Raw genomic sequence first — 25312 nt, 5'->3', positions numbered from 1 at the left:
GAAGAAGGAGGCCCCACATTAAGGCAACTTTTTGTGGGGGGCACAGGCCAGGGGGTAGCGACTGTTTAGCAAAAACACAGGGCTCTGCTAAGTCGGCTTCAAGACGACGTATAGGGCCTGACGCCTGCCCGGTGCCTGAAGGTTAAGAGGAGGAGTGCAAGCTCTGAATTGAAGCCCAGGTAAACGGCGGCCGTAACTATAACGGTCCTAAGGTAGCGAAATTCCTTGTCGGGTAAGTTCCGACCTGCACGAATGGCGTAACGACTTCCCCACTGTCTCCAGGATATGCTCAGCGAAATTGAATTCTCCGTGAAGATGCGGAGTACCCGCGGTTAGACGGAAAGACCCCGTGCACCTTTACTGCAGCTTCAGAGTGGCATTAGGAAAGAACTGTGTAGCATAGGTGGGAGGCTTTGAAGCGATGACGCCAGTTGTCGTGGAGCCATAGGTGAAATACCACCCTGTTGTTTTCTGATGTCTAACCTCGCACCGTTATCCGGTGCAGGGACCCTCTGTGGCGGGTAGTTTGACTGGGGCGGTCGCCTCCTAAAGAGTAACGGAGGCGCGCGATGGTGGGCTCAGGACGGTTGGAAACCGTCTGTTAGAGTGCAATGGCATAAGCCCGCCTGACTGCGAGACTGACAAGTCGAGCAGAGACGAAAGTCGGTCATAGTGATCCGGTGGTCCCTCGTGGAAGGGCCATCGCTCAACGGATAAAAGGTACGCCGGGGATAACAGGCTGATGATTCCCAAGAGCTCATATCGACGGAATCGTTTGGCACCTCGATGTCGGCTCATCACATCCTGGGGCTGGAGCAGGTCCCAAGGGTTTGGCTGTTCGCCAATTAAAGTGGTACGTGAGCTGGGTTCAGAACGTCGCGAGACAGTTTGGTCCCTATCTGCCGTGGGCGTCGAAATTTGAGAGGAGTTGACCCTAGTACGAGAGGACCGGGTTGAACATACCTCTGGTGTACCTGTCGTCCTGCCAAGGGCGCAGCAGGGTAGCTATGTATGGACGGGATAACCGCTGAAAGCATCTAAGCGGGAAGCCTCCCTCAAGATAAGATTTCTTCGAGCGGTCGTAGACCACGACCTTGATAGGCCGGATGTAGAAGTGTGGTAACATATGGAGCTAACCGGTCCTAATTGCTCTGATCGCGCTTAAGTGGTTCAGATGAACCATAGAGTCCCACCATCAATGACAGTGCTGGCAACAGCAAAGATCAGCGATGTGGTGATCCACTCAAGCCAGATACTCAAATACCAATTGTTTGGTGACGCGTTTCTCAAGTGAAACGCTCATATGTGCACGGCACCGATTAAAACCCAAAGCGCAAGCTTCATTGCTTGGTGACCATAGCGTCTGTGACCCACCCGATCCCATCCCGAACTCGGCCGTGAAACCAGTCTGCGCCGATGGTACTGTGGCTCAAGCCCCGGAAGAGTAGGGCGTCGCCAGGCATTGAAGCTTGCGCTTTGGATAAAACCCATTCACATCTCACAAAAGGGCGGCCCATAAAGCCGCCCTTTTGCGCCTCCAGCCCACGCAACGGCAGGAGCAAATATCGGTGACGCGGGATGGAGCAGCCCGGTAGCTCGTCAGGCTCATAACCTGAAGGTCGTAGGTTCAAATCCTACTCCCGCAACCAACATAACCAAAAAGGCCCCCCGCAAACCGCAGGGGGCCTTTGGTCGTTCTAAACAACCCCATTCCGCCCACTCAAGACGACGCTCACCTCAAAAGTCGAGCGCCAGCGCAGAAGTGCCCGCGCTCGCGGTCAAACCGTTTTGTGCTCCTGGCTCGGTATCGAAGCAAAGCCGCCCGCAGCGTTCCGGGTGTAATCGTACTTCCGGCTTCGTCGCCTGCCCCATCTCGTGCTGGACACCGCGGCCAGCCACACCTCCTCCATCGGCGCAGGACGATCCGGCCTGAGGTGAGCGTGACGCATGTCTCATCCGCCCCGCGCCGCGCCGAGACCGCCAGCGCAACCCGCCCACCAGCCGGATAGGCCCGCTGACATTCGCCCATGCTGCCCCGCGGGTCGGGCAACATCGCCCGGATGAGCAGCATATCAACCCCCGAATCCATTTGTGACCGGACGAGAAAAGGTGCGCACATCAGGCCGAGGCAGGCCGCTGTAAACCAGTCCGCCGACAGCTTTGATCGCGCCCTCCTGCCCTTCGCTAAAATGGACTCAAGCCCCCAATCTCCACCAGCATCAGGGCCAATCAGCACGTCCCGCTCGCCGCTCCGCAACCCTATGACGCATGGCGTTGTCTTTGCGCTTAGGAAGCGGCATTAGGAAACTCACCACCCGGCATAAGGGATGCTCATGGGCTTCAAGACTGCCGATGTACCAGATCAGCACGGCCGCACGATCCTGATCACCGGCGCTAACACTGGCATCGGTTTCGAGGCCGCCAAGGCGCTCGCCAGTAAAGGTGCGCGAGTGCTGCTTGGATGTCGCGATGCGGATCGAGGCGAAGCGGCGATCAGGGACATCGCCGCGGCGGCGCCGGGCGCCGACCTTGATCTGGTTCTGTTGGATCAGGCCGATCTAGTGAGCGTCCACGCCGCAGCCGAGCGTATCGCTGGGGAGCCGCGACTTGATGTCCTGCTCAACAATGCGGGCGTGATGATCCCGCCGCTCTCCCGAACGGTGCAGGGTTTTGAGCTCCAGTTCGGGGTCAACCATCTCGGCACCTTCGCGCTCACAGCCTTGCTACTACCCAAGCTCGCCCAAACGCTGGGCTCACGCGTCGTCGTCACGTCCAGTCTGGCGCACCGCAGAGGCCGTATGCTGTGGGACGATTGGAATGCGGAACGGAGCTATGATCCGGCGCGCTATTATGGTCAGAGCAAATTGGCCAACCTGCTGTTCGTCCTCGAACTTGATCGACGGTTGCGGGCAGCCGGCTCTCCGGTCCATGCAATCGGTTGCCACCCTGGCGTGTCGCTGACCGAGCTGATGCGCCATCTGCCTCGATGGACGCAGTCACTAATGCCGCTGGCGCGGCCCCTGTTCAACCCGGTATCCGCAGCCGCCTGGCCAGCGCTTCAAGCCGCCACCGATCCGCAAGCACAAGGCGGTGACTATTTCGGACCGCAAGGCCCTTGGGAGATGAGGGGTGTGTCAGGTTCCGCGGTCGTCGAAAGTTTCGCGCGCGAAGCCGAGAATGCGCGGCGGCTTTGGGACCTCTCCGTTGAGTTGACGGGAATCGATCCAGGGCTACCGGCGGTCTAACGAAAAAGCGCACCGGCGCATGCTGGTGGATTACGGCGAAGGACAGTCGATAGCTTCCACCGTCCTGCTCACCCCACGGCGATCATCGAAATTTGCCGTCCGTAGCTCGCCTCCCCCAAGTGGCAGGAGCGCCGATAGCTGAAGAAGCGCTCGGGTTGGCTGTAGGTGTCCTGATCGAGCATCTCGATCCGTCCGACGCCAGCGTCAGCAAGGCGCGCCGCTACATAGGCGGCAATATCGAACTGACAGTGGCCTTCTCGCCCTTCGGTGAAAAAGCGGCCATTTTTCGCATCCTTAGCTTCGAAATTGCGCGCGAAATCTAGCGTCACTTCATAGGAGCTGCGGCTAATACAAGGGCCGATGGCAGCGCTGATCCGGTCGGCGCGCGCACCCATCTTCTGCATCGCCGCGATCGTCAGGTCCGTCACGCCCGTGAGTGCGCCTTTCCAGCCCGCATGCGCTGCGCCGACAATGCCCGCCTCCGCATCGGCGAGCAGCACGGGTACGCAATCCGCCGTCAATATGCCGAGGATCAAGCCCGGCCGATCCGTCACCATTGCATCGGCAGCCGGACGATGCGCGTCGGTAATGGAGCCGGTTACGGTTATGACATCCGGCGAGTGGACCTGCCGCACCGTCACCAAGGCCGCGCCAGGCAGCAGGGCATCCTTCGCCAAGTCCCGGTTACTCAGGATGGCATCCCGCTCATCTTCCGAACCAAGCCCGACGTTCAGGCCCGCATGCACACCGGTCGATACGCCCCCCCGGCGGCCTGCAAAGCCGTGCGGAACGCCCTGCAGGCTTGCGGCGCGCAGCAGTTCGACCATTGAAAACTCCCTTTGGACAAGCGTGTCGAGGTCGCGCAACATACTTGCGCGCGCCATAATAAGCGATAGTCTCGGGCACAGAACAGAGGGGAACGGCCGCCGTGCGCCGTTTGGGCAAAAGATATGAAATATAAAGGGCTCCACACATGATCTTCGGCCGCATCAAGTCCTTGGACGCCATATTGGCGACGGCGGAAAAAAAATCGCTGGTGCGAACCTTGGGTCCGATACAGCTGACCCTGCTTGGGGTCGGGGCCATCATCGGGACAGGTATCTTTGTATTGACCGCCGCCGCCGCGCAAAAGGCTGGCCCGGGCATGATGTGGAGCTTCGTGATTGCAGGCGCCGTCTGCGCCTTCGCAGCGCTTTGCTATTCTGAAATCGCGTCCATGGTTCCCGTGTCGGGCTCTGCCTATACCTACACCTATGCGGTGGTGGGCGAACTGCTGGCCTGGATGGTGGGGTGGGCCCTCATTCTGGAATATGCGGTGGCTGCCAGCGCGGTTTCGGTCGGTTGGTCAGGCTATTTCATGGGCCTGATGAAAAGCCTCACAGGGCTTGAACTGCCTCAGGCGCTTTCGGCGGGTCCTGCCTGGACCATGAATGGCCTGCTGCCCCATGCTGATTTTTCTCATGGGGTCATCAACATTCCCGCGATCGTCGTGGCGCTTGCGGTGACAGCCCTGCTTGTCATCGGCACCACGGAAAGCGCGCGAGTCAACGCCGTCCTGGTCGCAATCAAGGTCGCGGCGCTTACGGCTTTCATCGCCCTCACATTGCCAGTTCTCGATACAGGCAATTTCTCCCCCTTCGCACCCAATGGCTGGTTTGGCCCGGAAGGGACGAGCGGCATGGGGGTCGTGGGCGCGGCGGCTTCTATCTTCTTCGCCTATGTCGGCTTTGATGCCGTCTCCACTGCAGCGGAGGAGACCAAAAACCCTCAGCGCAACGTGCCCATCGGCCTGATCGGCAGCTTGGCGATCTGCACGATCTTCTACCTGCTCGTCGCGGCCGGGGCGATCGGCGCCATTGGCGCGCAGCCGGTGATCGGCCTGGACGGTTCGGTCGTGGCGCCGGGATCGAAGGGTTTCGCTGAAGCCTGCGCCACCGCCGCTCATGCCGGAGACCTGGTCTGCTCCAACGAGGCGCTTGCCCATGTGCTGCGTTCGATCAACTGGACGGTTGTGGGCAACGCGTTGGGCCTCGCCGCTAACTTGGCGCTACCGTCCGTCATTTTGATGATGATGTTCGGCCAAACCCGCATCTTCTTTGTGATGGCTCGCGACGGCCTGCTGCCCGAAAAGCTCGCCAGCATTCATCCACGCTTCAAGACGCCCCATATCGTCACCATGGTGACGGGTGTTTTCGTCGCCATTGGTGCGGCCTTGCTGCCGGTGGGCCAACTGGCGGACATTTCCAATTCCGGTACGCTTTTCGCCTTCTTCATGGTGTCGATCGCGATACTCGTGTTGCGCGTACGCGATCCTCACCGCGTCCGTCCATTCCGCACGCCCGCCGTGTGGTTCATCGCGCCCATGGCCGCGGTCGGCTGTCTGTTTCTCTTCTTCAACCTGCCGGTCGATGCTCAGCTGGTCCTGCCGGTTTGGGGCGGCCTCGGCCTGTTCCTCTATTTCCTATATGGCTATCGCAAGAGTCATGTGGCCCGCGGCATCGTCGAAACGCATGAGCAGGATATCGGCATTCCGCCGCAACCCGTGCCGCCCATGCCGGGTGCGCACACGCCGGGCGGGCAAGACGCCTGATCAAGCAGGGGGGCGGCGGCGCGAACCGCCGCCTCTTTTCAATGAATCGTATCTAATTCCGGTTCGCGCAGCGCGTCATGACGCGGGCGGGTGAACAGCTTGCCCCTCTCCGCGAACAGCACGATCAGGAAAGCCGCGCCGCCAAAGATCAGCATGCCCACGGTCAGCGGCAGGGTGGTGCCGTCAAATGCCCGTCCGACCACACTACCCAGCGCACTGGACACGGCGGTCGTCAGAAATGCCTGGAAGGATGAGGCGGCGCCCGCTCCCCTGGCGAACGGCTCCATGGAGATCGCGCCGAAATTGGACGCGGTGAAGGCCACCGCCATCATCGTCGCCGATTGGAAGAACATGAAGCTGTACATCGTCTCCATTCCGGCGACGATCACGACAAGGTGGATGGCGCTGGTCAGGATCAACGACAGCACTGCGCCTTGGCTGAGCCGCCGCGCGCCGAAGCGCGATACCAACCGGCTGTTCAGCAGGCTGCCGACACCCATGCTGCCCGCCATCACGGCGAAGGCGAGAGGGAAGGCCTTTTGCGCATGGAAGATGTCGAAGAAAATCTGCTGCACGGACAGGATGAAACCGATCAACCCGCTCATCACCACGCCGCTGGCCAACATATAGCCAGCAGAGCTGCGATGGGTCATTACGGCAGCCATGGTGCGGAAGATCGTCGCCGGGTTCATCCGCAGCCGGTTTTCCGGCCTCAACGTCTCGGGCATGCGCAGGATCATCCATATCAGGATCAGCGCCGCTTGGATCGCCAGTATCCAGAAGATCCATCGCCATGGCGCGAACCACAATATGGCTTGGCCAAAGCTGGGAGCGACCACGGGGATCAGCATGAATACGGCAAGTATAAGGGACATGACCTTCGCCATGGCGTCGCCCTTGAACCGGTCGCGGATGATCCCGACCGCGACCACCCGGCTCGCTCCCGCGAAGAATCCGGCAAGGAAACGCCCCACCAGCATCATGGGAAAGCTGTGCGCCACGGCACAGCCGATCGTGGACAGGATGAAAAGCGCCAACGCGCCGCCCAGCACGGGTTTGCGGCCAAAACGGTCCGACAGCACGCCAAACAGCAACGACCCGATCCCCAGGCCCAGAAAATAGGTGCTGATGATGAGCTGGCGGTCATTGGCCGCCTCTATCGCCAGGTCGCGGCCGATGTCCGGCAGCGCCGGCAGCATCGGGTCGGTGGACAGCGCGTTCATCGCCATCAGGCATGCGCTGAGCACCACGAACTCGCGGAAGCCGACATCTTTTTGCGATACTGTGGCGGCGACCGGAAGGGGTGGGTTGGTCATGGCGCGGCTATGGGGATAAACCCTCCGTGAAGCCAGCCCTAGATGGGTCGCCCCGCCGCATTAACCTTGCTCATCCCGCTTTTCCGGCCTTGGCCGATTATCACCACGAACGTGCGTTAACCATTTTTTATCGCCTGCCGGTGCACCGTGACGTCTGTAGAGAAGCTTTATGTCGAAATCCACAGGGGGATTCGGTCGTGGCGAACAGTCTGAAGAGTGCACAGTTTCTCATGGAAAGCCGCCTGTCGGACACAGGCTGGGAATCGGCGGAGGCCTGTTTTGACCTCGGCGTCGCCTATAGCTGCGGCACCGGCGGCATGCCGGTCGATCTGATCGAAGCGCATAAATGGTTCAACCTCGCGGCCCTGCGCGGCAGCGAAGAGGGCCAGGCGATGCGCGCCGAAATTGCCGAAGAAATGACAGCGCGCGAAATCGCCGAGGCCCAGCGCCAGGCCCGCGCCTTGCTTGCCGCGGGTCAGCTGCGCGCCGCCTGATCGTCAGCCGTCCTTCCGGAACGGCGCGCGTTCGGAAAGCCAGATGCGATCGCGCTGCACGCCCGTCCGCTCCGCCGCCAGAAAGTCGGCCACTGCTCGCCGAAAGGACGGATTGGGCAGAAAATGCGCGGAATAAGTGGGCTCAGGTCCATAGCCCCGCGCCAGCTTGTGACTGCCCTGCGCGCCCGCCTCGACCCGTGCCAGTCCGCGCGCGATGGCGACATCGATCGCCTGATAATAGCATAGTTCAAAATGCAGATGGGGCACATCCTCGACGCAACCCCAATAGCGGCCATACAGGGCTTCGTCGCCAATCAGGTTGAGCGCCCCTGCAATCGGTCTGCCCTGCCTTTTCGCCAGCATCAGCAGCACGCGATCGGCCATGCTTTCGCCCAGCATCGAGAAAAAGGACCGGGTGAGATAGGGCCGACCCCATTTGCGTGAGCCGGTATCCTGATAAAATCGCCAGAAAGCGTCCCAATGCGCTTCCTGAAGGTCGCTGCCGGTCAGGTGGACGATCTCCAGACCTTCGACTGCGCGCTCACGTTCCTTGCGAATATTCTTCCGCTTGGCGCTCGACAAGGTGGCGAGGAAATCGCCAAAGTCGCGATAGCCGCGATTAGTCCAATGGAACTGGCTGTCCTCGCGGATCAGCCAGCCCGCCGCTTCGAACAGCGGCACCTGCGCCGGATCGATGAAGGTCGCGTGGGCGGAGGACAGGTCGTTACGCTCCACCACCGCCTCAATGCCCGCGATCAGCGCCGGAGCGAGCGCGGGATCACGTAACAGTAGCCGGGGGCCGGGGACGGGCGAAAAGGGCGCGGCGAGCTGAATTTTGGGATAATATTGGCCTCCAGCGCGCTCCCAGGCATCGGCCCAGCCGTGGTCGAACACATATTCGCCCTGGCTGTGCGTCTTGCCATAAAGCGGTGCCGCAGCCGCGATGCGCCCATCCGCGCCGTCGATGACTAAAGGCAAAGGCTGCCATCCGGTGCCGGGGCCTACGCTGCCCGACCGTTCCAGCGCGCCTAGAAAATCCCAGCTCATGAAGGGATTGCCGCCTCCGGAGCAGGCGTCCCACTGGTCACGCGGAACATCCGCCACGCCGCCAGCCATCCGCGCGACGCATTCAGTCACGCGGAATCTCGAATATGATCTGGTCGGCATGGATTGCGGCATTGGCGCGCTCACTCGCCGTCCGCACGGTCCAAGTCAGCACGGGCAGGCCCTGCTCGCGGGCTTTTGCCGAAAAAGAGGGGAGGTCGCGAATATCACAAGCGACAAAATCGGGTTTCGCCACCCAAAGTGCAAGGCCGCGTCGGGCCGCGCCGCGCCAACCGGCTTCACCCTGCTCCGTCACCACCAGCCCCCGCACCACTTGCGGCATGCGCCGGGCGAACCAGCGGATCGCTACGGGGTTGAAGGACATGACGGCGGCAAGCGCGCCAGGATGGCGCGCCAGATCCCGAGCGACAGCGGCACAGAGCGGTCCCACATGACGGCCTATCACCTTGAGTTCGATCAGCAGCGGGACGTTCGGTCCGCATAGCTGGAGCAATGCCTCCAGACGGGGGATGCCGCCGCCGTCCGTTAGCTTGGTCTGTTCGAGTCTTTCTGCGGAGAGATCCGACAGCAGCCCTTCGGCGCCGGTCATGCGCAGCAGCGCCACATCGTGAAAAACCATCGCCACGCCATCGCGGCTCAGCCGCACATCGCACTCGATGCCATGGCCTTGAGCAATGGCTGCGCGAAAGGCGGCCATGCCATTTTCGCTGATCCCCACCCCATGCAGCCCGCGATGGGCGAAGGGACGGGCGGTCAGGAAGGAAAGGTCATGCCGCCGGCCGGACAAGGACGATCGCATCGATTTCGACTGCTGCGCCAAGCGGCAGCACCGGCACACCCACCGCGCTGCGGGCATGTTTCCCCGCCTCGCCGAAAATTTCGACCATCAGTTCGGATGCGCCGTTCGCAACCTTGGGCTGATCGGTGAAGCCGGGGACGCTGCTGATGAAGGCGCCCAGCTTCACGATCCGCTCGACCCGGTCCAGGTTGCCCAGGGCCGCCTTCATCTGCGCGATCAGGTTGAGCCCGCAGGCGCGCGCCGCCTTGACGCCAAAGTCGAGGTCGCGATCCTCGCCGAGACGGCCGGTCATCAGCTGACCATCGGACAGGGATATCTGGCCGGAAATATGCAGCAGGCCGTTGACCTCTACCGTGGCGACATAGGCCGCGACCGGCGCGGCGGCTTTCGGCAGGGTAATGCCTAGTTCGGTCAGGCGGGCTTCGACGCTCATGCAGGGGCTCCATCGGAATGATAAATGTCAGAAGGGGCGGGGCCTTCGCCCAGCCGCGCCATGATCCATGCTTCGGCGCTGGTCCAGTCGTCGATCCGTGCATGGGCGAGGGGCGCTACATCGATCTGAGGCGCGATTTCCCGCTCACCGACCATGTGCAGGCGCCACACGCCCGGCGCATGCTGCGCAACCGATTGATGATGTTCCGCCAGATCGTCGATGAAGAGGGCGGTCGAAGGGCGGCGCTCAGCCACGATCGCGGCCAAGGGTTCGCCCTTGGGGCCATGATTCCAATGGACCGGAAAGTGGAGGCCGTGGGCCGCCAATTGCTCGACCCGCTGCTGGTGATGCCGCTCGCCGATATTGGTGAGAACCACAATGTCGGCGACATGCGATAGCCGCGCCATCGCTTCTACCGCGCCGCTGATGGGCTTTTGCCGGTGCATTTCCGTGTCGAAAAAGCCGACCAACAGTTGCCACACCAGTTCGCGCTCCAGCGGGATGCCGCTGTCTTTGTGGCGCAGCGCCTCGGCAAAGCCGCGTTCGCGCATGTCGAAATGGACGTCATGATGCTCGTCCAGCCATTCGCGAAAAGGGACGACCATGTGCAGCAGCACTTCGTCGCAATCGGTGATGATCAGCGGCCGGCTCATCGCCCCAGTTCCTGCCGGGCGGCGATCAAGGCTGCTGGTTTTGTATCCAGCGCCTCGGCGCAGGCGATCAGGTCCGGCTCATGATCGGCCAGGAATTCCAGTACCGCCCGCAACACGGCCGGATTGCCGACCCCCGCGCGCAGCGCGTCGGCGTCAAGGCCCGTCAACGCCAGCAATCGGTCGGCGCGCCGCTCATCATTCAGCGTCCAAGCCAGCGCCATCAGCGCCAGCGTGCCGGCTTCCTCGCCATCTTGGCGGCTATCCTGCTTGCCATCGGGGTTCTCGGGACGCATGATCGATTCTCGGCCAAGGGCAGTTTTAAAAAAGCGCGCTTTTCTTATGCGCATTATCTAACGCGGGTGACTGGTGGCAAAGCGCGTGCTCGTTGTCGAGGACAACGAACTCAATCTCAAACTTTTTTGCGATCTGCTGCGCGCGCATGGCCATGAGGTGCTGCCGTTGCGCGATGGCCGCGATGTCGTGGCGCAGGCGCTGGAATTTCGCCCAGACCTGGTGATTACCGATATTCACCTGCCCCATGTCAGCGGCCTTGACCTCATCATTTCCCTGAAACGCGACCCACGGCTGGCGCTTGTGCCGATCATGGCCGTGACTGCCTATGCCGGAAAGGGCGACGAAGACCGGATTCGCGGGGCAGGGGCGCAGGCTTATGTGTCCAAGCCGATTTCGGTGCTGCGCTTCATCGAACAGGTGAACGCCCTGCTGTAACGCGCGAGTCACAACTGTCATTATACGGTCATTCAATTTTCATGGGCGCGCCTTTGAAGTGAAGCCTTGATTACATGCGCCTCTGCCAACTCCCCGGGCCAAGGACGCGGCATCCCGCCGACAGTCCGATCCGCAACAGGGGTAAATCCATGTCTCACCTCACCGACGAGGCGCGCGCGCCGTTTCGTGATGCCGAGCCCAAGATCGACGCTGGCGACAATTGCCTGGAAGCGATCGTCGCCGCCAACCCGGCTCGCCGCTCTGTCCTGAAGAACGGCCTGCTCGGCCTGTCCATGCTGCCGATGCTGGGCGCGCTCGCCGCTTGCGGCGATGACGATGATGGTAGTTCGCCGACTCCCTCACCCAGCCCGACGCCGACCCCGACTCCCGCGCCCAGCTATTCCATCGCCTTTGCACCCGTTGCAGCCAACCAGAATGACACGGTCACCGTTCCCACCGGTTACACTGTCGATGTGCTGCTGAAGGCTGGCGATTCGGTTGAGGCAGGCACGGCCTATGCCGGCAGCTTCCCGACTCCCGCTGACGCCGAAAAATGGGCCGGCGGCAATCATGACGGCATGGAATATTTCGAGCTGTCGGGCGTTAACGCCAACGGTGGTGGTCTGCTCGCCATCAACCATGAACTGGCCGACTATAATATCCTGTTTTCCGGCAGCTATAATGCGGCCACCGCGACGGCGGACCAGAAAGCGCTCGCCCTGTCGGCGGTCGGCATTTCGGTCGTTGAAGTCGCCAAGGGGACGGACGGCAAATGGGCGGTGAAGGCGGGCTCGCGCTTCAACAAGCGCTACACGGGTAACGGCAGCTACCGCGCGGGCGGCCCCGCCGCGGGCCAGCTTTCGGGCTCGATCAAGGGCATGCTGAACAACTGCTCTTCCGGCCGTACGCCCTGGGGCACTTATCTGACCTGTGAAGAGACCACGAACAATTATCTCGATCCGACGCAGCCCGCCACCAACTATGGTTGGGTTGTCGAGATCGATCCGTATCAGGAATTGGCCGAGCCGACCAAGCGCACCGCCATGGGCCGGTTCAGCCATGAAAATGTCGCCTATCTCAACGACAGCAACAATCGCGTCGCCTTCTACATGGGCGATGACTCGACGCCGGGCTGCATCTACAAATTCGTTCCTAACCGGGCCTACAGCGCGAACAATCGCGCAGCCAACACCGACCTGCTCGACTATGGCACGCTCTATGTCGCCCGCTTCAACGCAGATGGCACAGGCGAATGGCGCGCGCTGGTGCAGGGGCAGAACGGGCTGGTCGCCGGTGCGGCCGATCCGGGCAATGTCAGCCAATCGACCACGCCGCCCCCGCCGGTCACGGTCAATTTCAACACGACCGCCGATGTGTTGATCAACACCCAGGCGGCTGCGCGCGTGGCTGGCGGCACGCTGATGGACCGTCCGGAATGGATCACGGTTGCGCCGAACAAGCAGGCGATCTTCGTGACGCTGACCAACAACAGCGGCCGTCGCGTGACCGACAATCCCAATCCGCGCGTCACCAACCTGCACGGCCATATCCTGAAGTTCCGCGAGGCCGGCGATTCGCCGCTCGCCACCACATTCACTTGGGAACTGTTCCTGCTGGCGGGCAATCCGCAGCTGGCCGAAGCGAACCTCAAGGGCAATATCAACGGCGACTTCTTCTCCAGCCCCGATGGTCTCCGCATCGATCCGCAGGGCCGCCTATGGGTGCAGACTGACCATAATCTGACCGGCAATGCCGGCACGTTGAACGGCGCCGCGGTCAACATGGTCCAGGCTTTCGGCAACAATTCGATGTATTATATCGATCAGGCCAGCAAGCAGTCGAAGCGTTTCCTGGTCGGGCCAACCGGCTGCGAAATCACCGGCATCGCCTATACGCCGGACCTCAAGACCTTCTTCATCAACATCCAGCATCCGACCGGCAACTGGCCCGTGGCAGGGCAGCAGCCGCGCTCCTCGACGATCGTCGTGACGCGGACGGACGGTCAGCCGGTCGGCAACTGATCCTTCTCCCTCCGTTCGTTTCGAGCTGGGCGAGAAGGTTTCTCAACTTCGCTCGAACGAACGGACGGTTAAAATTTGCTCGATTTTATCGCGAACAAGGAAAGGCCCGTTCCCACAAGGGGACGGGCCTCTTCTGTCAGCCACGCAAGTGGACCGAGGCGGGCGAACCCGCCTTCAGATCACTTGATCTTGGCTTCCTTGAACTCGACATGCTTGCGCACGACCGGGTCATATTTGCGGAAGCTCAGCTTCTCGGTCTTCGTGCGCGGGTTCTTCTTGGTGACGTAGAAGAAGCCGGTGTCAGCCGAGCTGACGAGGCGAATCTTGACGGTTGCTGGCTTGGCCATGGCCCTGGTTCCTGAATATCGTGAAAAAGAAAAGCGGCCCCCCAATTCTTGCGAAAAAGGGCCGCCCCGTTTCAGCAGCCGCCCATGAGGGAGATTCGGAATAATGTCAATACGCGCGTGGCAGGGACTCACTGGCCATGCTAGGCTTTACGCGGCCTTAACCCGTTCCGGTACATGCTGTCATCGGAGCGACAGGACAGGGGGAGACTTCCCATGCGACATGATCCGATGCTGGCCATTCTTGTAGATCTGCTGCGCCGTGTGGACGGCCTTGCCGGACAGCGAGGACATGTGAGCTTGGCGCGATTGCGGGATGAGGTGGATCATATCCGCCATGTCGCGCGCGCCTATCAGATCGACAGCGTCGAAGGATTGGCGGGAACGCTGCAGTCGGCCTTGTCGCTGCAGGGGATGGGCCCTGTGGTGCTTTCCTATCTTGATCTGATGCGCGACGCGATCGCGGCCGAAATGCCGGAGGCGCAGGTCATACCGATGCCCATGGCCGTCAAGCCGATCGCCGGAACGCCGATGTCTCTCTGACGATCGGCCGGCGGGTTCATGGATGCATTGCTGACCGCGCTGCTCGGGTGCTTCCTGGCTGAGATCGGTGACAAGAATCAATTGCTGGTGCTGGCGCTCGCGGCCCGGTTCGGACGCGACGGCGCGATGATTGCGGGCATATTTATCGCGGCCGCCGCCAACGCCGCGATCGCCGCTGCGGCTGGCGCCTTCCTCGCGCCGATGCTGGGATCGGACGCGCGGCTGCTGTTCCTTGCTCTGGCGCTGCTGTTCCTGGGCATTGGCCTGCTCTGGCCGGTGAAGCCGCCCGATCCGCTCGTCGGCTGGCCTACGGGCCCGCTGTTGACCTCCGCGCTCGGGCTCTTCATCCTGGGCTTTGGCGACGGCTCGCAATTCCTGATCCTCGGCATCGCTACCCGCACCGCTGACCCGATACTCGCGGGCATAGGTGGTGCTTTGGGAGTGGCGACCGCCCTAGTCCCGGCGGTGCTGCTGCGGGAGCGACTGCTACGCGTCGTCCCCGTCCGGGCGATCCGCTATGGCGGCGCTGCGGTCACCCTGATCCTGGCGGCAGCTCTTGCCATCAGCGCGCTGCAACTGGCCTGATCGAATGCGTCCATCAGACTGAACGAGGATTTTGGCGGGCAATTCACGCCTTGTCATGGCACCTTCTCGGCACCAGATCATTATACGCGCGAAATCATCGCATGAGCCAGGAGCACAGCATGACAGCCCCCGACCTCAAAACCCCGACGGACCTGCGCAACAACGCCACCAAATCTGTGGCACAGGCGCTGAATGGCGTGCTGGCGGACAGCTATGCGCTCTATTTCAAGACCAAGAATTTCCACTGGCATGTGTCGGGGCCGCACTTCCGCGACTATCACCTCATGTTCGATGAGCAGGCCACGCAGATTCTCGCTACCACCGACGCCATTGCCGAGCGTGTGCGAAAGACCGGCAACACCACGTTGCGCTCGATCGGCGACATCGGCCGCCACCAGTCTATCGCAGACAATGACGCGGATTATGTCAGCCCCGCCGACATGCTGAACGAACTGCGCGAGGATAATCTGCGCCTGGTCGAAGCCCTGCGCGCCGCCAAGTCCGCCGCCACCGAAGCAGGCGACAATGCGACAGAGGGCATTATCGACGACTGGACCGACCAGGCCGAAGAACGCGCCTGGTTCCTGTTCGAGGCAGGCCGGAACGGCTGATCAGGTCGTTCTTCGCAGACACGCGCTCCATGCGCCTCTGCGAAGAACAAGATTGCGATCAACCCTCCTGGATCGGATCGATCGAAAGGATCTCCACAGCGTCCGCCTTCCCACCGAAATCGAGCAGCTCGCCCACTTCGGCATTCATCATCGCGCGGGCAAGTGGCGAAGAGAAGCTGATCCGCCCTTCATTAGGATCAGCTTCGTCGTCACCGACTATGGCGACGGTCTTGGTTCGGCCATTCAGCCGATAAGTAACGCGCGCGCCAAACGCCACGGCTCTGCCATCCGGCGCCGGTCGCAACTCCGCCGTCGCCAGCCGCGTGCGCCAATAGCGCAGCTCGCGCTTCAGCTTCTTCGCCTCGTCCTCGGCCATAGCGGCGATATCGATCGCTTCCAGCGCATCGACCTTCTCGCGCGTCAGCCGAAGCCCGCGCTCTGTCACCCAGTTGGGGCCCAGCGGCAGCGGGATCTCGAAGGTGGGCTCCAGATGCTCCTCATCGCTTTCGCGGCGAAAGGCGACGCTCATAAATATCTCCTGAGAATATCCGGCCGAGATTGGGTGGCCAGAGCGGCCTTTCAATCCTCGTCGAACAAACCGGCGAGTTGCTCGACCATCGTGCCGCCCAATTGTTCGGCATCCATGATGGTGACGGCGCGCTTATAATAGCGCGTGACGTCATGACCGATGCCGATCGCCACAAGCTGGACGGACGACCGATTTTCGATCCAATCGATCACCTGTCGCAAATGCCGCTCCAGATAGGTGCCGCTGTTGACCGACAGGGTGGAGTCATCCACCGGCGCGCCATCGGAAATCACCATCAATATGCGGCGTTCCTCGTTGCGCGCGATCAGCCGGCTATGCGCCCACAGCAGCGCCTCCCCGTCGATATTTTCCTTCAGAAGCCCTTCGCGCATCATCAGGCCCAGATTACGGCGCGCCCTGCGCCACGGTTCGTCGGCTTTTTTGTAGATGATGTGCCGCAGGTCATTCAGCCGCCCCGGCATCGGCGGCCGTCCCGCAGCCAGCCAATCCTCGCGGCTCTGGCCGCCCTTCCAGGCGCGCGTGGTGAAGCCCAAAATCTCGGTCTTGACGCCGCAGCGCTCCAGCGTGCGCGCCATGATGTCGGCGCTGATCGCCGCGATGCTGATCGGCCGCCCGCGCATCGATCCTGAATTGTCGATCAGCAGCGTGACGACGGTGTCGCGAAATTCGGTATCGCGCTCAATCTTGTAGGACAGCGACCGCGTGGGATCGATGATGATCCGCGCCAGCCGGGCCGCATCCAGCATTCCTTCTTCCTGATCGAAGTCCCAGCTACGCGATTGCTGCGCCATCAGCCGCCTTTGCAGCCGGTTGGCGAGCTTCGTGACCGCACCCTGCAGGCTGACCAACTGCTGATCCAGAAAGCCCCGCAGCCGGTTCAGTTCCTCCTCGTCGCACAGATCTTCGGCCGTCACGACTTCATCATGCGCTTGGCTGTAGGGCTTATAGTCGAAGCCCGGCGGCAGGTCAGACAGCGGCCGGTTGGGGCGAACCGGCATCATGCCTTCTTCGCCCATATCGTCGGCGCCTTCATCGCTGTCGGCGTCGAACTCGTCGCTATATTCGGTTTCGCCCTCCTCGGTGTCGCCGCCCTTATCCTCGGCGCGCGCCTCGGCGTTCATGTCGCTGTCGCCAGCCTCATCCTCGCCGGAATCGCCGTCGTCCTGCTGCTCCTCCTCGTCCTCGCCTTCTTCCTGCGGCTCATTCTCGTCGGTTTCAGGCGGCACATCGCTGTCGACCAGCTGCAAATGCTCCAGCATCGCCTGGGCAAGCTTCTGGAACGCGCGCTGGTCGTCGATCGCCAGTCCCAGCGCGTCGAGGTCGGCGCCCGCCTTCTCCTCGATCCAGGCATCGACCATAGCCATGCCCGACGCCGCATCCTTGGGGATAGCCTGCCCGGTCAGCCGCTGTCGCACCTTGAGCGCTAGCGCGGTCGATAGCGGCACTTCATCGGCTGAGCGCGCGCGGCGCAGGGGGTCCGACTTCAGCCGCAACTCCAACGCATGGTTGAGATTGGCGCGCACGCCCTCCATCGCGCGCGATCCGATCGCTTCCACCCGCGCCTGCTCGACCGCGTCATAGACCGCCCGGGCCGTCGCATCGGCTGGCGCAGCCGCCGCGTGCATCCGCAAATTATGGTGGCGCAACCGCAGCGCATTGGCATCGGCAAAGCCACGGGCAAGCGCGACCTGTTCGGGCGGCAGGTTACGGCCGGGCATCGGCACTTTGATCGCCTTCCCCGCCATATGCGGCGCGTCGGCGGTGAAGCCCACCTCCACCTCCGCATCGCGCGCCATCGATCGCGCCGCGCCTGACAGCACATCCTTGAAGGCGTCGAGGGGTGACCGCTCCGCCATCAGTCGAGCAGTCTCGTGCGCAGCGCCTTGCGTGCCGCCTCATCGACGCCCAGCGCTTGGGTCAGATAGCCGTCAACCCCGCCATGCCTTTCGTCCAGAACGGCGAACAGAGCGTCTAGATAGGCCACATCGACCGTGAGCAGCGGCTCCAGCACCTCCGGCCGCACGCGCCGTGCTCGCGCGACGAGCGTGTTGCGCTGGGCCAGAAGCCAGTTCCAATCGGCATGCTCATTGGTCAGAAGATAATCTGCGACGATGGTCTCTCGCGGCACGCCCAGCGCCGCCAGGATCAGCGCGGCGCCAACACCGGTACGATCCTTACCCGCCGAACAATTGATCAGGATGGGAACGCGCCCGTTCGCGATCTGCGCGAACATGGCGCGATAGGATGCGGCATGGTCAACGGGAATGACACGATAGAGCGACAGCATCGCTTCGCGCATGTCTTCGGCCGTCGCGTCCGTACGCTTCAGCATCTCGCCCAGAAGGCCGCTGCTCTCGCTATAGTCGCGGCAGAAATAATCGACCTCCGCCCCATGCCAGAGCGTCGGTTCGGCGGTCCGTTCATTGCCCCGCCGGAAGTCGCAGATCGCCCGGATGCCGAGCGAGCGGAGATGCGCGGCATCCGCGTCGCTCAGCAGCGCCATTGTTCCCGAACGGTAAAGCATGCCCCGCCGGACCACGCGTACGTCGGCGGTCGCGTAACCACCAAAATCGCGCAGGTTGAACGCGCTCTCCAGTCGCAGGCGGCCCCTTTGGGCAAACGGCGCGTCCGCGCTGTTCACGGCCGCTCGCCTTCACCCACACGCGGCACGGCTACGGTTTCGATCCGCGTGTCGACTTCGCTCATCAGCTTGTGGACAGGGCAGCGCGCGGCGACGCCGATCAGCGTGTCATGCTGCTCGTCGGTCAGCGGGCCGCTGAGCGCAATGCGCGTGGTCAGCCGGTAGATGCCGTCCCGTTCCTGGCTCGCGTCGCGGATCACCCCGACATGAATGCCTTCGACCGGGATGCCCTTGCGCTGCGCATACCAGAGCATGGTCATCGCCTTGCACGCGCCCAGCGCCGAATCATACAGGTCGTGCGGATCGGGACCCGCATCATGCCCGTCCGGTGCGGTCATGTCGGCGATCAGCTCATGCCCGCGGATGCTGATCCGGTGGGCGCTGCCGTCCGGGGCGATGCGTTCGACGACGATCATCGCGTCATGCCGCCCGGTGGGCGACGCTTTCGGGCAGATCCTTGCCGAACACGCGCTGATAATATTCGGCCACCAACGGCCGCTCCGCCTCATCGCACTTGTTGAGGAAGGACAGGCGGAAGGCAAAGCCGATATTTTTGAAGATCAGCGCATTCTGGGCCCAGCTGATCACGGTGCGCGGGCTCATCACCGTCGAAATGTCGCCGTTGATGAAGCCCTGGCGGGTCAGTTCCGCCACCTTGATCATATTCTCGACTTCCTTGCGGCCGCCCTCATGATCGTACTCGCCCGACTTGGCGAGGACGATCTGCGCCTCGGTCGCGGCGGGCAGATAGTTGAGCGTGACCACCAGGTTCCATCGGTCCATCTGGCCCTGGTTGATCTGCTGCGTGCCATGATACAGGCCGGTCGTGTCGCCTAGGCCGACCGTGTTGGCGGTCGCGAACAGGCGGAAATGCGGGTTCGGCCGGATGACCCGGTTCTGGTCGAGCAACGTCATCTTGCCGTCGGTTTCCAGCACGCGCTGGATCACGAACATCACATCCGGACGGCCCGCATCATATTCGTCGAACACCAGCGCGACAGGACGCTGCAGCGCCCAGGGCAACAGCCCTTCGCGGAATTCCGTCACCTGCTGCCCGTCCTTGAGGACAATGGCGTCGCGCCCGACCAGGTCGATACGGCTGATATGCGCGTCGAGGTTAATGCGGATGCACGGCCAGCGCAGCCGCGCGGCGACCTGCTCGATATGGCTCGACTTGCCGGTGCCATGATAGCCCTGCACCATGACGCGCCGGTTGAAGGCGAAGCCCGCCAGGATCGCGAGCGTCGTGTCCGGATCGAACACATAGGCGGGGTCCAGGTCCGGCACCCGCTCATCCGCTTCGGAAAAGGCCGGGATCTTGAGATCGACGTCCACGCCGAACACCTCGCGCGCATCCACCTCGCGGTCGGGCGCGGCCAGCAGCGTTTCGGCACGAGTATCGGGCTGGACGTTCGGGATGTCGGTCATTTCCTGGTCTTTCTGGTCATGTCACTCCAGCCCCTAAACGATCGGGCAAGGGCCTGTCGATAGAGTGGAGCCTCCTTCTCCGCCGATCAAGCGGCCCCTTTCGCCCGATTGGCCTGCTCAACGAAGGCGGGCGCCTTGCGCAGCAGTCCATAGGCTTCGATCACGCCCTGCAGCGCATGTTCATGCGTACGATCGCCGCCATTATGGTCGGGATGATAGCGGCGCAGCAGTTCCGTATAACGCTGCCGCAGCGCCTTGCGATCCGCATCGATGGGCAGCCCCATCACCGACAGCGCTTTGCGGTCCTCGTTCGACAGGAACTTGCCGTCCTGCCGGATCTGATTGTCGGCCCGCGCCTTTGGCACCCGCTCCTTGAATTTGGCGCCGATCGCGTCGAGCGGGTCGGTAAAGTCCGCCCATTTGGGACCGGGGCTGTGCGCGTTGGAGGAGAAGGCGCGCGTCTCCCGCTCCCAACCCGCATAGGGCCGCTGGGCGGCGGCGATCTCGTCCGGGCTCATGCCTGTGAAGAAATTATAGCCCTGGTTGAACTGGCGCACATGTTCGAGGCACAGCCAGCGCCAGCGGGGCCCCTCATGGCTCGATCCCTTGCTCTCCAGCGGCGGCGCGCGAAACTCGCCGGGCTCTTCGCAGCCTTCGACCGCGCAGGGGCGGTCGCTTTCCACACGGCCGTGAAAGCGGTTGAACCGGCGGGTCGAGAAGGGGTCGGTAGACAAGATTGCCCTGATGCATGATGGAACAAAGGGCCTATATAGGGGCGATGAGCACCCAACTGAAAGGCCCAGTGGCCACAGAGATTGAACAGCGGCTGCGCGCCGCCCTGTCGCCAGAGCATCTCGCCGTGATCGACGAAAGCGAAAAGCATCGCGGTCATGCAGGCCATGATGGATCGGGCGAAAGCCACTTCACGGTGGAGATCGTCTCAGCCGACTTTACGGGCAAAAACCGCGTCGCGCGCCAGCGGCTGGTCAACGCCGCGCTGGCCGACCTGCTGCGGGAAAAGGTCCACGCCCTTGCCATCAAGGCCCGCGCGCCCGGCGAAGCCTGAATTGGAAGGGAGACTCATGACCTTAGACGATCTCGTCATCCAGACGATTACGCCAACCACTCACGACCTCGGAGACTTTCGCGTCCACCGTTCGCTCCCCGCGTCCGGCCGGACGATGGTAGGTCCCTTCATCTTCTTCGACCAGGCTGGCCCGGCCAAGATTGGGGCGGGGCAGGGCATAGACGTGCGTCCGCACCCCCACATCAATCTCGCCACCGTCACCTATATGTTCGAGGGTGCCTTCCTGCACCGGGACTCGCTCGGCACCGAGCAGCTGATCGAGCCGGGCGCGGTCAATCTGATGACGGCGGGCAGCGGCATCGTCCATTCCGAACGCTCCCCCGACAGCGACCGGGTGAAGGAGTCCAAGATTTCCGCGATCCAGACCTGGCTCGCGCTTCCGGATGGTCAGGAGGAAATGGCCCCAGCCTTCGAACATGTCAGCGAGGGCGGACTGCCGGTTATCGATTGCGGTCGCGCCAGCGCGCGCGTGATCATGGGTAGCCTGTGGGGCGCGATTTCCCCGGTCACCACCTATGCCGACACCATCTATGCCGATATCCAGCTATCTCCCGGCGGAACCGTGCCGATCGACACCGACGGCGATGAGCGCGCCCTTTACGTGGCGGGCGGCGACGCCGCGCTGGATGGCGTGGCCCTACTGCCCCAGACGCTCTACGTTCTTCGGCCCGGCGCCCGCTCCACGTTGATGAGCGTCGATGGCGGTCGCGTCATCTATTGCGGCGGCGAAGCGTTCAAAACGCCGCGCCATGTCTGGTGGAATTTCGTCTCTTCGAGCACTGACCGGCTCTACCAAGCGCGCGAGGATTGGGAAGCGATGCGCTTCCCCCTGATCCCCGGCGACGATCAGGAATTCATTCCGATCCCCAAAGGCCGTCCCAAGACCGTCAGCTATCCTTAGGCAGGCATCGGAACCTGTCCCCCGTTCGGGCTGAGCCTGTCGAAGCCCCTTTCTTCAAGATGTGGAGCCCTTCAACAAGCTCAGGGCGAACGGGCTGGTGGATCAGTTTGCCCGCCGGCTCCGCCTTATGCGGCGCCACTCACTGCACAAAAGTCAGTGACAGATTCTCGGCATTTTTCGGAATATCGATCCGGCTTTCGTTGATCGACGCTTCCTCGCCCGGTTTCAGGCTGGTGCGATCGGCCTTGGTCGTCCAGCTGAACACCAGCCGATTCTGCTGATCGCGCAGCTGCACCAGCACCGGCGGCACCGGCAGCGTCTGCTTACCGCTGTTCACGATCCGCGCGCCGAAAGCGAAATATTCCTCGCCCGTGGGCAGCTTGCGCCGCTCGGCGGGCTTGGACAGGTAGAAAAGCAGGTCGGGATCGCCTTCCTCCCCGACCAGCCCGAGATTGATCGCCCAGCTCGGCGTACCGAAATACCAAAGCGCACCGCCCACGCCGCCGATCGCCAGGCAGAAGAGAATCGCGGCATAGGTCCACAGCTTCAGCCGGTTGCGCCGGGGTTTCACCGGCGCGGCATAGCTGTCTTCAACCTCGTCCCGGCGGCGACCGTAAATGTCATCGACGCGATAGTCCCTGGCCGGAGCCGCCGCCGCTTCCGGAGCCGCCGCGACAGGTTCCGGAGCAGCCGCCGTCACCGGCTCAGCCACCGGGGCAGCCGTGCGCGCAGGCTCCGCCTCGACCGGAGCAGGGGGCGGCGCAGGTGGCGCGACGGGCGCGGCGGCTGCGGCGACGGGCGCATCGGTCATCGCCACGGCCTCTTCCCGAGGCGCGAGCGCGGGTCCTTCCTGGAACCAGCTATGTTTGCAGGAGGCGCAGCGAACCTGGCGGCCATTGGGGCCGACGGCGCTGTCCGGCACAATATAGCGCGTGGCGCAATTGGGACACACCAGGATCATGACGCTTCATAGGCACGGCTTGGACTCGAGGGCAAGCGGCATTGAAGAGGCGATGCCAAGATGCCGCGACTCGCCTGTTTAAAGCCGGTTGGGCTTTACGCCTGCCTGCCCGCTGTGCCATGGCTGTGGCCACGGGGCAGAAGGGAGCGCTTGCGCGCATTCATTGAGGCATGTCGGCGATCGTCCAGTTCGAAAATGTCGGCCTGCGCTATGGTCTGGACAGTGAAACGCTGTCTGACGTCAGCTTCTCCCTGCATGGCGGCGGCTTCTATTTCCTGACCGGCGCATCGGGCGCGGGAAAGACCTCGCTCCTGAAGCTCCTCTACCTTGCCCAGCGGCCTAGCCGCGGCGTCATCCGCCTGTTCGGGGAGGATGTGGTGACGCTGCCTCGTAAGCGCTTGCCCGGCTTCCGCCGCCGCATCGGCGTCGTCTTCCAGGATTTCCGGCTGGTCCCGCACCTTTCCGCCTATGATAATATCGCCCTGCCGCTGCGCGTGGCAGGCATGGCCGAAAGCGAGATTGACGCGTCCGTCTCGGAAATGCTGAACTGGGTGGGCCTTGGCGATCGGGGCCAGGCGCGCCCGGCGACGCTGTCGGGCGGAGAGCAGCAGCGCGTCGCCATCGCCCGCGCCGTCATCGCCAGGCCCGAGATCCTGGTTGCCGACGAACCCACCGGCAACGTGGATGCCGACATGGCTCGCCGCCTGCTCACCTTGTTCGAAGCGCTCAATCGCCTCGGCACCACCATCGTCGTCGCCACCCACGACCTGCCGCTCATCGGCCAGGTGGAAGGCGCGCAGATGATGCGGCTGGACAGGGGGCGCCTGTCCGATCCCACCGGATCGCTGCGCTATCCACCCCGGCCGCAAGGCGTCGTCGCGTCATGACCGGCGCAGACCGCCGCGCCGCCGCCGCCGCGCGCCACCGGCTGCTCCCCGAAGGCCGGGTCGCAGGTCCGATGCCCTGGGTCATCGCGATCATGATGTTCCTGACCGTGCTGGCCGCCGCCGCCGGGCTTGGCCTAGCCGCCGCCGTGCAGTCGGTGGGCGCAGACCTTGCCGGCCGCGCCACCGTTCAGATCGTCGAGGCCAATGCCGACCGGCGCGAGGCGCTGAGCGGGGAGGCAGCGCGCCTGCTGCGAAAATCCCCCGATGTGCGCAGCGTCCACCCCGTCGATCCCGCAGCGCTCGCGGACCAGATCCGCCCCTGGCTCGGCCAGGACGCGGCAAGCGGCGACCTGCCTATCCCGGCGCTGATCGATGTGGAGCTGAAGCCGGGGGGCACCCGCGCTCAGGTGCAGCGCCTTGGTCGTGTCCTTGCCACCCTGTCGCCCCGCATCCGCGTGGAGCCGCACGCCGCCTTCCTTCGGCCGCTCGGCAGCCTGCTGACGGCGCTCGGCGGATTGGCGGCGGGCATCGTGCTGCTGATGGCGCTCGCCACCGCCGCCATCGTCGTGCTGGCGGCGCGGGCGGCGCATGACAGTCATCGTGGGACGATCGACGTCCTTCACCTGATGGGCGCGACGGATGTCCAGATCGCCCGGCTGTTCCAGCGCCGCATCGGCCTGGATGCGCTGTTCGGCGGATTGCTCGGCTTCGTCACCGCGCTGCTGGTCATCATCCTGCTCGGTACGCGCCTCACCGCGACCGGATCGGACTTGCTCGCCGCAATCAGCCTGCCGTGGAGCAGCTGGCTCATCCTCACCGCCCTGCCGGTGGGCGGCGTGCTGCTGGCGACGCTAGCCGCGCGCTGGACCGTGCTGCGCTCGCTGGGACGGCTGCTATGATCGTTCGCCTCTTCGCCGTGACGCTGCTCACATGGATGCTGGGCTTCGCCTGGTTCGCGATCTTCCTGCCGCAGCCGCTCGACGGTCGCCCGACCGACGCCATCGTCGTGCTGACCGGGGGAGCTGGCCGCATCGACCGCGGCCTTGCATTGTTGCAGGAAGGCGCGGCCAAGCGGATGCTGATCTCCGGGGTCGATCGCTCGGTCCGTCCGTCCGAACTTGCTGCGCAATATGACGCGCCGGAGCGGCTGTTTTCCTGCTGCATCACCCTTGGCCGCGAAGCGATCGATACGCGCTCCAACGCGATCGAAACCTCCCGCTGGCTGGAGCGGCGGCATTTCAGGACCGTCCGCCTTATCACCACCGACTGGCATATGCGCCGCGCCGCGCTGGAACTGCGCCAGGCAGTGCCGGGCCGCCTCACCATCATCTATGATGCCGTGCCCAGCAGGCCCAGCCTCACCATGTTGATGCGTGAATATAATAAATATCTGCTCCGCCGTGCCGCTGCGCTGGTCGGGATTTGAAGG

28 protein-coding genes, 1 tRNA gene and 2 rRNA genes (1 of these 31 only partly in view) are annotated in these 25312 nt (G+C 63.1%); 16 read left to right on the top strand and 15 right to left on the bottom strand.

The genetic code is table 11. The annotated features are described in order from the left end of the window. The 4 genes from EP837_RS06970 to EP837_RS06955 all read left to right on the top strand — a co-directional run. Window positions 1–1165 (top strand): 23S ribosomal RNA (locus EP837_RS06970); it begins 1630 nt to the left of the window's first position. A 181-nt stretch (window positions 1166–1346) separates the two neighbouring features. Further along, a 5S ribosomal RNA gene (rrf, locus tag EP837_RS06965) occupies window positions 1347–1461 on the top strand. Window positions 1462–1572: 111 nt separating this feature from the next. Next, window positions 1573–1649: transfer RNA gene (locus EP837_RS06960), tRNA-Met, on the top strand. 684 nt (window positions 1650–2333) lie between these two features. Next, a complete protein-coding gene (locus EP837_RS06955) occupies window positions 2334–3245 on the top strand; it encodes an oxidoreductase (RefSeq protein ID WP_225870509.1) in 912 nt (303 codons plus the stop codon). Window positions 3246–3313: 68 nt separating this feature from the next. On the opposite strand, the gene pgeF is transcribed toward EP837_RS06955, so the two are convergent. Next, the gene (gene pgeF / locus EP837_RS06950; protein WP_066528890.1) at window positions 3314–4072 is read right to left on the bottom strand and encodes a peptidoglycan editing factor PgeF; all 759 of its coding nucleotides are present in this window, start codon (window positions 4070–4072) and stop codon (window positions 3314–3316) included. A 146-nt stretch (window positions 4073–4218) separates the two neighbouring features. On the opposite strand from pgeF, the gene EP837_RS06945 reads away from it, so the two are divergent. Continuing rightward, complete coding sequence (locus EP837_RS06945) at window positions 4219–5835, top strand: amino acid permease (RefSeq protein WP_066525783.1); 1617 nt, start codon at window positions 4219–4221, stop codon at window positions 5833–5835. Window positions 5836–5873: 38 nt separating this feature from the next. On the opposite strand, the gene EP837_RS06940 is transcribed toward EP837_RS06945, so the two are convergent. Further along, window positions 5874–7151, bottom strand: coding sequence for a multidrug effflux MFS transporter (locus tag EP837_RS06940; protein WP_066525780.1), 1278 nt, complete (start codon window positions 7149–7151; stop codon window positions 5874–5876). 197 nt (window positions 7152–7348) lie between these two features. Between EP837_RS06940 and EP837_RS06935 the strand changes: the two genes are divergently transcribed. Beyond that, window positions 7349–7645 carry an SEL1-like repeat protein gene (locus tag EP837_RS06935; RefSeq protein WP_066525778.1) on the top strand — a complete coding sequence of 99 codons (297 nt, stop codon included), beginning with the start codon at window positions 7349–7351 and terminating at the stop codon, window positions 7643–7645. Between the two features lie 3 nt (window positions 7646–7648). Here EP837_RS06935 and EP837_RS06930 read toward each other — a convergent pair whose 3' ends face one another. The 5 genes from EP837_RS06930 to EP837_RS06910 form a co-directional block, all read right to left on the bottom strand. Further along, window positions 7649–8812 (bottom strand): GNAT family N-acetyltransferase, encoded by a 1164-nt coding sequence (locus EP837_RS06930; RefSeq protein WP_197486241.1) that lies wholly within the window; start codon window positions 8810–8812, stop codon window positions 7649–7651. After that, a complete protein-coding gene (locus EP837_RS06925; RefSeq protein WP_082919654.1) occupies window positions 8775–9407 on the bottom strand; it encodes a glycerophosphodiester phosphodiesterase family protein in 633 nt (210 codons plus the stop codon). The genes EP837_RS06930 and EP837_RS06925 overlap by 38 nt, the downstream gene beginning before the upstream one ends. 70 nt (window positions 9408–9477) lie before the next feature. Next, a complete protein-coding gene (locus EP837_RS06920) occupies window positions 9478–9942 on the bottom strand; it encodes a RidA family protein (protein ID WP_066525771.1) in 465 nt (154 codons plus the stop codon). Next, window positions 9939–10595: a hypothetical protein gene (locus EP837_RS06915; RefSeq protein ID WP_066525768.1), complete on the bottom strand. Its 657-nt coding sequence runs from the start codon at window positions 10593–10595 to the stop codon at window positions 9939–9941. The genes EP837_RS06920 and EP837_RS06915 overlap by 4 nt, the downstream gene beginning before the upstream one ends. Beyond that, window positions 10592–10888, bottom strand: coding sequence for a DUF3572 domain-containing protein (locus EP837_RS06910; RefSeq protein WP_066528888.1), 297 nt, complete (start codon window positions 10886–10888; stop codon window positions 10592–10594). The genes EP837_RS06915 and EP837_RS06910 overlap by 4 nt, the downstream gene beginning before the upstream one ends. A 73-nt stretch (window positions 10889–10961) precedes the next feature. On the opposite strand from EP837_RS06910, the gene EP837_RS06905 reads away from it, so the two are divergent. Together EP837_RS06905 and EP837_RS06900 are read left to right on the top strand one after the other, a co-directional pair. Then, on the top strand, window positions 10962–11324 hold the full coding sequence (locus EP837_RS06905) for a response regulator (protein ID WP_197486240.1): 363 nt from the start codon (window positions 10962–10964) through the stop codon (window positions 11322–11324). Between the two features lie 149 nt (window positions 11325–11473). After that, window positions 11474–13345 (top strand): PhoX family protein, encoded by a 1872-nt coding sequence (locus tag EP837_RS06900; protein ID WP_066525764.1) that lies wholly within the window; start codon window positions 11474–11476, stop codon window positions 13343–13345. Window positions 13346–13524: 179 nt separating this feature from the next. Here the strand turns inward: EP837_RS06900 and rpmG are convergent, their stop codons facing one another. After that, the gene (gene rpmG, locus EP837_RS06895) at window positions 13525–13692 is read right to left on the bottom strand and encodes a 50S ribosomal protein L33 (RefSeq protein WP_007687342.1); all 168 of its coding nucleotides are present in this window, start codon (window positions 13690–13692) and stop codon (window positions 13525–13527) included. A gap of 213 nt (window positions 13693–13905) precedes the next feature. On the opposite strand from rpmG, the gene EP837_RS06890 reads away from it, so the two are divergent. From EP837_RS06890 to EP837_RS06880, 3 genes are all read left to right on the top strand, one after another. After that, complete coding sequence (locus EP837_RS06890; protein ID WP_066525763.1) at window positions 13906–14232, top strand: hypothetical protein; 327 nt, start codon at window positions 13906–13908, stop codon at window positions 14230–14232. Between the two features lie 18 nt (window positions 14233–14250). Continuing rightward, on the top strand, window positions 14251–14817 hold the full coding sequence (locus EP837_RS06885) for a TMEM165/GDT1 family protein (protein WP_066525760.1): 567 nt from the start codon (window positions 14251–14253) through the stop codon (window positions 14815–14817). A 119-nt stretch (window positions 14818–14936) separates the two neighbouring features. Further along, window positions 14937–15428 carry a Dps family protein gene (locus EP837_RS06880; RefSeq protein ID WP_066528884.1) on the top strand — a complete coding sequence of 164 codons (492 nt, stop codon included), beginning with the start codon at window positions 14937–14939 and terminating at the stop codon, window positions 15426–15428. 58 nt (window positions 15429–15486) lie between these two features. On the opposite strand, the gene EP837_RS06875 is transcribed toward EP837_RS06880, so the two are convergent. The 6 genes from EP837_RS06875 to EP837_RS06850 all read right to left on the bottom strand — a co-directional run bounded on the left by EP837_RS06875 (window position 15487) and on the right by EP837_RS06850 (window position 20781). Further along, on the bottom strand, window positions 15487–15957 hold the full coding sequence (locus EP837_RS06875; RefSeq protein WP_066525757.1) for a GreA/GreB family elongation factor: 471 nt from the start codon (window positions 15955–15957) through the stop codon (window positions 15487–15489). Between the two features lie 50 nt (window positions 15958–16007). After that, complete coding sequence (gene cobT, locus EP837_RS06870; protein WP_066525754.1) at window positions 16008–17834, bottom strand: cobaltochelatase subunit CobT; 1827 nt, start codon at window positions 17832–17834, stop codon at window positions 16008–16010. Continuing rightward, window positions 17834–18619, bottom strand: a complete 786-nt coding sequence (locus EP837_RS06865) for a tyrosine-protein phosphatase (protein ID WP_066525752.1) — start codon at window positions 18617–18619, stop codon at window positions 17834–17836. The genes cobT and EP837_RS06865 overlap by 1 nt, the downstream gene beginning before the upstream one ends. Continuing rightward, entirely contained in the window at window positions 18616–19035 is a 420-nt protein-coding gene (locus EP837_RS06860; protein WP_066525749.1) for an OsmC family protein, read from the bottom strand. Before EP837_RS06860 ends, EP837_RS06865 begins: the two co-directional genes overlap by 4 nt. Before the next feature lie 4 nt (window positions 19036–19039). Then, complete coding sequence (gene cobS, locus EP837_RS06855; protein WP_066525747.1) at window positions 19040–20047, bottom strand: cobaltochelatase subunit CobS; 1008 nt, start codon at window positions 20045–20047, stop codon at window positions 19040–19042. Between the two features lie 86 nt (window positions 20048–20133). Further along, window positions 20134–20781 carry a J domain-containing protein gene (locus tag EP837_RS06850; RefSeq protein WP_066525744.1) on the bottom strand — a complete coding sequence of 216 codons (648 nt, stop codon included), beginning with the start codon at window positions 20779–20781 and terminating at the stop codon, window positions 20134–20136. A gap of 44 nt (window positions 20782–20825) precedes the next feature. On the opposite strand from EP837_RS06850, the gene EP837_RS06845 reads away from it, so the two are divergent. Continuing rightward, window positions 20826–21113: a BolA family protein gene (locus tag EP837_RS06845; protein ID WP_066528882.1), complete on the top strand. Its 288-nt coding sequence runs from the start codon at window positions 20826–20828 to the stop codon at window positions 21111–21113. Window positions 21114–21129: 16 nt separating this feature from the next. Further along, window positions 21130–22035 carry a pirin family protein gene (locus EP837_RS06840; protein WP_066525743.1) on the top strand — a complete coding sequence of 302 codons (906 nt, stop codon included), beginning with the start codon at window positions 21130–21132 and terminating at the stop codon, window positions 22033–22035. 139 nt (window positions 22036–22174) lie between these two features. On the opposite strand, the gene EP837_RS06835 is transcribed toward EP837_RS06840, so the two are convergent. Beyond that, window positions 22175–22996, bottom strand: coding sequence for an MJ0042-type zinc finger domain-containing protein (locus EP837_RS06835; RefSeq protein ID WP_066525741.1), 822 nt, complete (start codon window positions 22994–22996; stop codon window positions 22175–22177). A gap of 170 nt (window positions 22997–23166) precedes the next feature. Here EP837_RS06835 and ftsE point away from each other — a divergent pair, with 170 nt between their 5' ends. The 3 genes from ftsE to EP837_RS06820 are packed head-to-tail and all read left to right on the top strand — an operon-like array spanning window position 23167 to window position 25309. Continuing rightward, on the top strand, window positions 23167–23883 hold the full coding sequence (ftsE, locus tag EP837_RS06830; protein WP_066525739.1) for a cell division ATP-binding protein FtsE: 717 nt from the start codon (window positions 23167–23169) through the stop codon (window positions 23881–23883). Next, the gene (locus EP837_RS06825; protein ID WP_066525736.1) at window positions 23880–24782 is read left to right on the top strand and encodes a cell division protein FtsX; all 903 of its coding nucleotides are present in this window, start codon (window positions 23880–23882) and stop codon (window positions 24780–24782) included. The genes ftsE and EP837_RS06825 overlap by 4 nt, the downstream gene beginning before the upstream one ends. Continuing rightward, window positions 24779–25309 (top strand): YdcF family protein, encoded by a 531-nt coding sequence (locus tag EP837_RS06820; protein WP_066525733.1) that lies wholly within the window; start codon window positions 24779–24781, stop codon window positions 25307–25309. The genes EP837_RS06825 and EP837_RS06820 overlap by 4 nt, the downstream gene beginning before the upstream one ends. Window positions 25310–25312 lie beyond the last annotated feature (3 nt).

The sequence above is a fragment of the Sphingobium sp. EP60837 genome (assembly GCF_001658005.1).
Classification (GTDB): Bacteria; Pseudomonadota; Alphaproteobacteria; order Sphingomonadales; family Sphingomonadaceae; genus Sphingobium; species Sphingobium tyrosinilyticum.
Note: the sequence above shows the minus strand (reverse complement) of the source record. Positions and strands in the feature narration are given on the sequence as shown.

Bases quoted from the DNA above. Each gene is read 5' to 3' on its own strand.
- EP837_RS06955 (WP_225870509.1), top strand. From the start codon at position 2,334: ATGGGCTTCAAGACTGCCGATGTACCAGATCAGCACGGCCGCACGATC.
- pgeF (WP_066528890.1), bottom strand. From the start codon at position 4,072: ATGGTCGAACTGCTGCGCGCCGCAAGCCTGCAGGGCGTTCCGCACGGC.
- EP837_RS06945 (WP_066525783.1), top strand. From the start codon at position 4,219: ATGATCTTCGGCCGCATCAAGTCCTTGGACGCCATATTGGCGACGGCG.
- EP837_RS06940 (WP_066525780.1), bottom strand. From the start codon at position 7,151: ATGACCAACCCACCCCTTCCGGTCGCCGCCACAGTATCGCAAAAAGAT.
- EP837_RS06930 (WP_197486241.1), bottom strand. From the start codon at position 8,812: ATGCCGACCAGATCATATTCGAGATTCCGCGTGACTGAATGCGTCGCG.
- EP837_RS06925 (WP_082919654.1), bottom strand. From the start codon at position 9,407: ATGGCCGCCTTTCGCGCAGCCATTGCTCAAGGCCATGGCATCGAGTGC.
- EP837_RS06920 (WP_066525771.1), bottom strand. From the start codon at position 9,942: ATGAGCGTCGAAGCCCGCCTGACCGAACTAGGCATTACCCTGCCGAAA.
- EP837_RS06915 (WP_066525768.1), bottom strand. From the start codon at position 10,595: ATGAGCCGGCCGCTGATCATCACCGATTGCGACGAAGTGCTGCTGCAC.
- EP837_RS06910 (WP_066528888.1), bottom strand. From the start codon at position 10,888: ATGCGTCCCGAGAACCCCGATGGCAAGCAGGATAGCCGCCAAGATGGC.
- EP837_RS06900 (WP_066525764.1), top strand. From the start codon at position 11,474: ATGTCTCACCTCACCGACGAGGCGCGCGCGCCGTTTCGTGATGCCGAG.
- rpmG (WP_007687342.1), bottom strand. From the start codon at position 13,692: ATGGCCAAGCCAGCAACCGTCAAGATTCGCCTCGTCAGCTCGGCTGAC.
- EP837_RS06890 (WP_066525763.1), top strand. From the start codon at position 13,906: ATGCGACATGATCCGATGCTGGCCATTCTTGTAGATCTGCTGCGCCGT.
- EP837_RS06885 (WP_066525760.1), top strand. From the start codon at position 14,251: ATGGATGCATTGCTGACCGCGCTGCTCGGGTGCTTCCTGGCTGAGATC.
- EP837_RS06880 (WP_066528884.1), top strand. From the start codon at position 14,937: ATGACAGCCCCCGACCTCAAAACCCCGACGGACCTGCGCAACAACGCC.
- EP837_RS06875 (WP_066525757.1), bottom strand. From the start codon at position 15,957: ATGAGCGTCGCCTTTCGCCGCGAAAGCGATGAGGAGCATCTGGAGCCC.
- cobT (WP_066525754.1), bottom strand. From the start codon at position 17,834: ATGGCGGAGCGGTCACCCCTCGACGCCTTCAAGGATGTGCTGTCAGGC.
- EP837_RS06860 (WP_066525749.1), bottom strand. From the start codon at position 19,035: ATGATCGTCGTCGAACGCATCGCCCCGGACGGCAGCGCCCACCGGATC.
- cobS (WP_066525747.1), bottom strand. From the start codon at position 20,047: ATGACCGACATCCCGAACGTCCAGCCCGATACTCGTGCCGAAACGCTG.
- EP837_RS06845 (WP_066528882.1), top strand. From the start codon at position 20,826: ATGAGCACCCAACTGAAAGGCCCAGTGGCCACAGAGATTGAACAGCGG.
- EP837_RS06840 (WP_066525743.1), top strand. From the start codon at position 21,130: ATGACCTTAGACGATCTCGTCATCCAGACGATTACGCCAACCACTCAC.
- EP837_RS06835 (WP_066525741.1), bottom strand. From the start codon at position 22,996: ATGATCCTGGTGTGTCCCAATTGCGCCACGCGCTATATTGTGCCGGAC.
- ftsE (WP_066525739.1), top strand. From the start codon at position 23,167: ATGTCGGCGATCGTCCAGTTCGAAAATGTCGGCCTGCGCTATGGTCTG.
- EP837_RS06825 (WP_066525736.1), top strand. From the start codon at position 23,880: ATGACCGGCGCAGACCGCCGCGCCGCCGCCGCCGCGCGCCACCGGCTG.
- EP837_RS06820 (WP_066525733.1), top strand. From the start codon at position 24,779: ATGATCGTTCGCCTCTTCGCCGTGACGCTGCTCACATGGATGCTGGGC.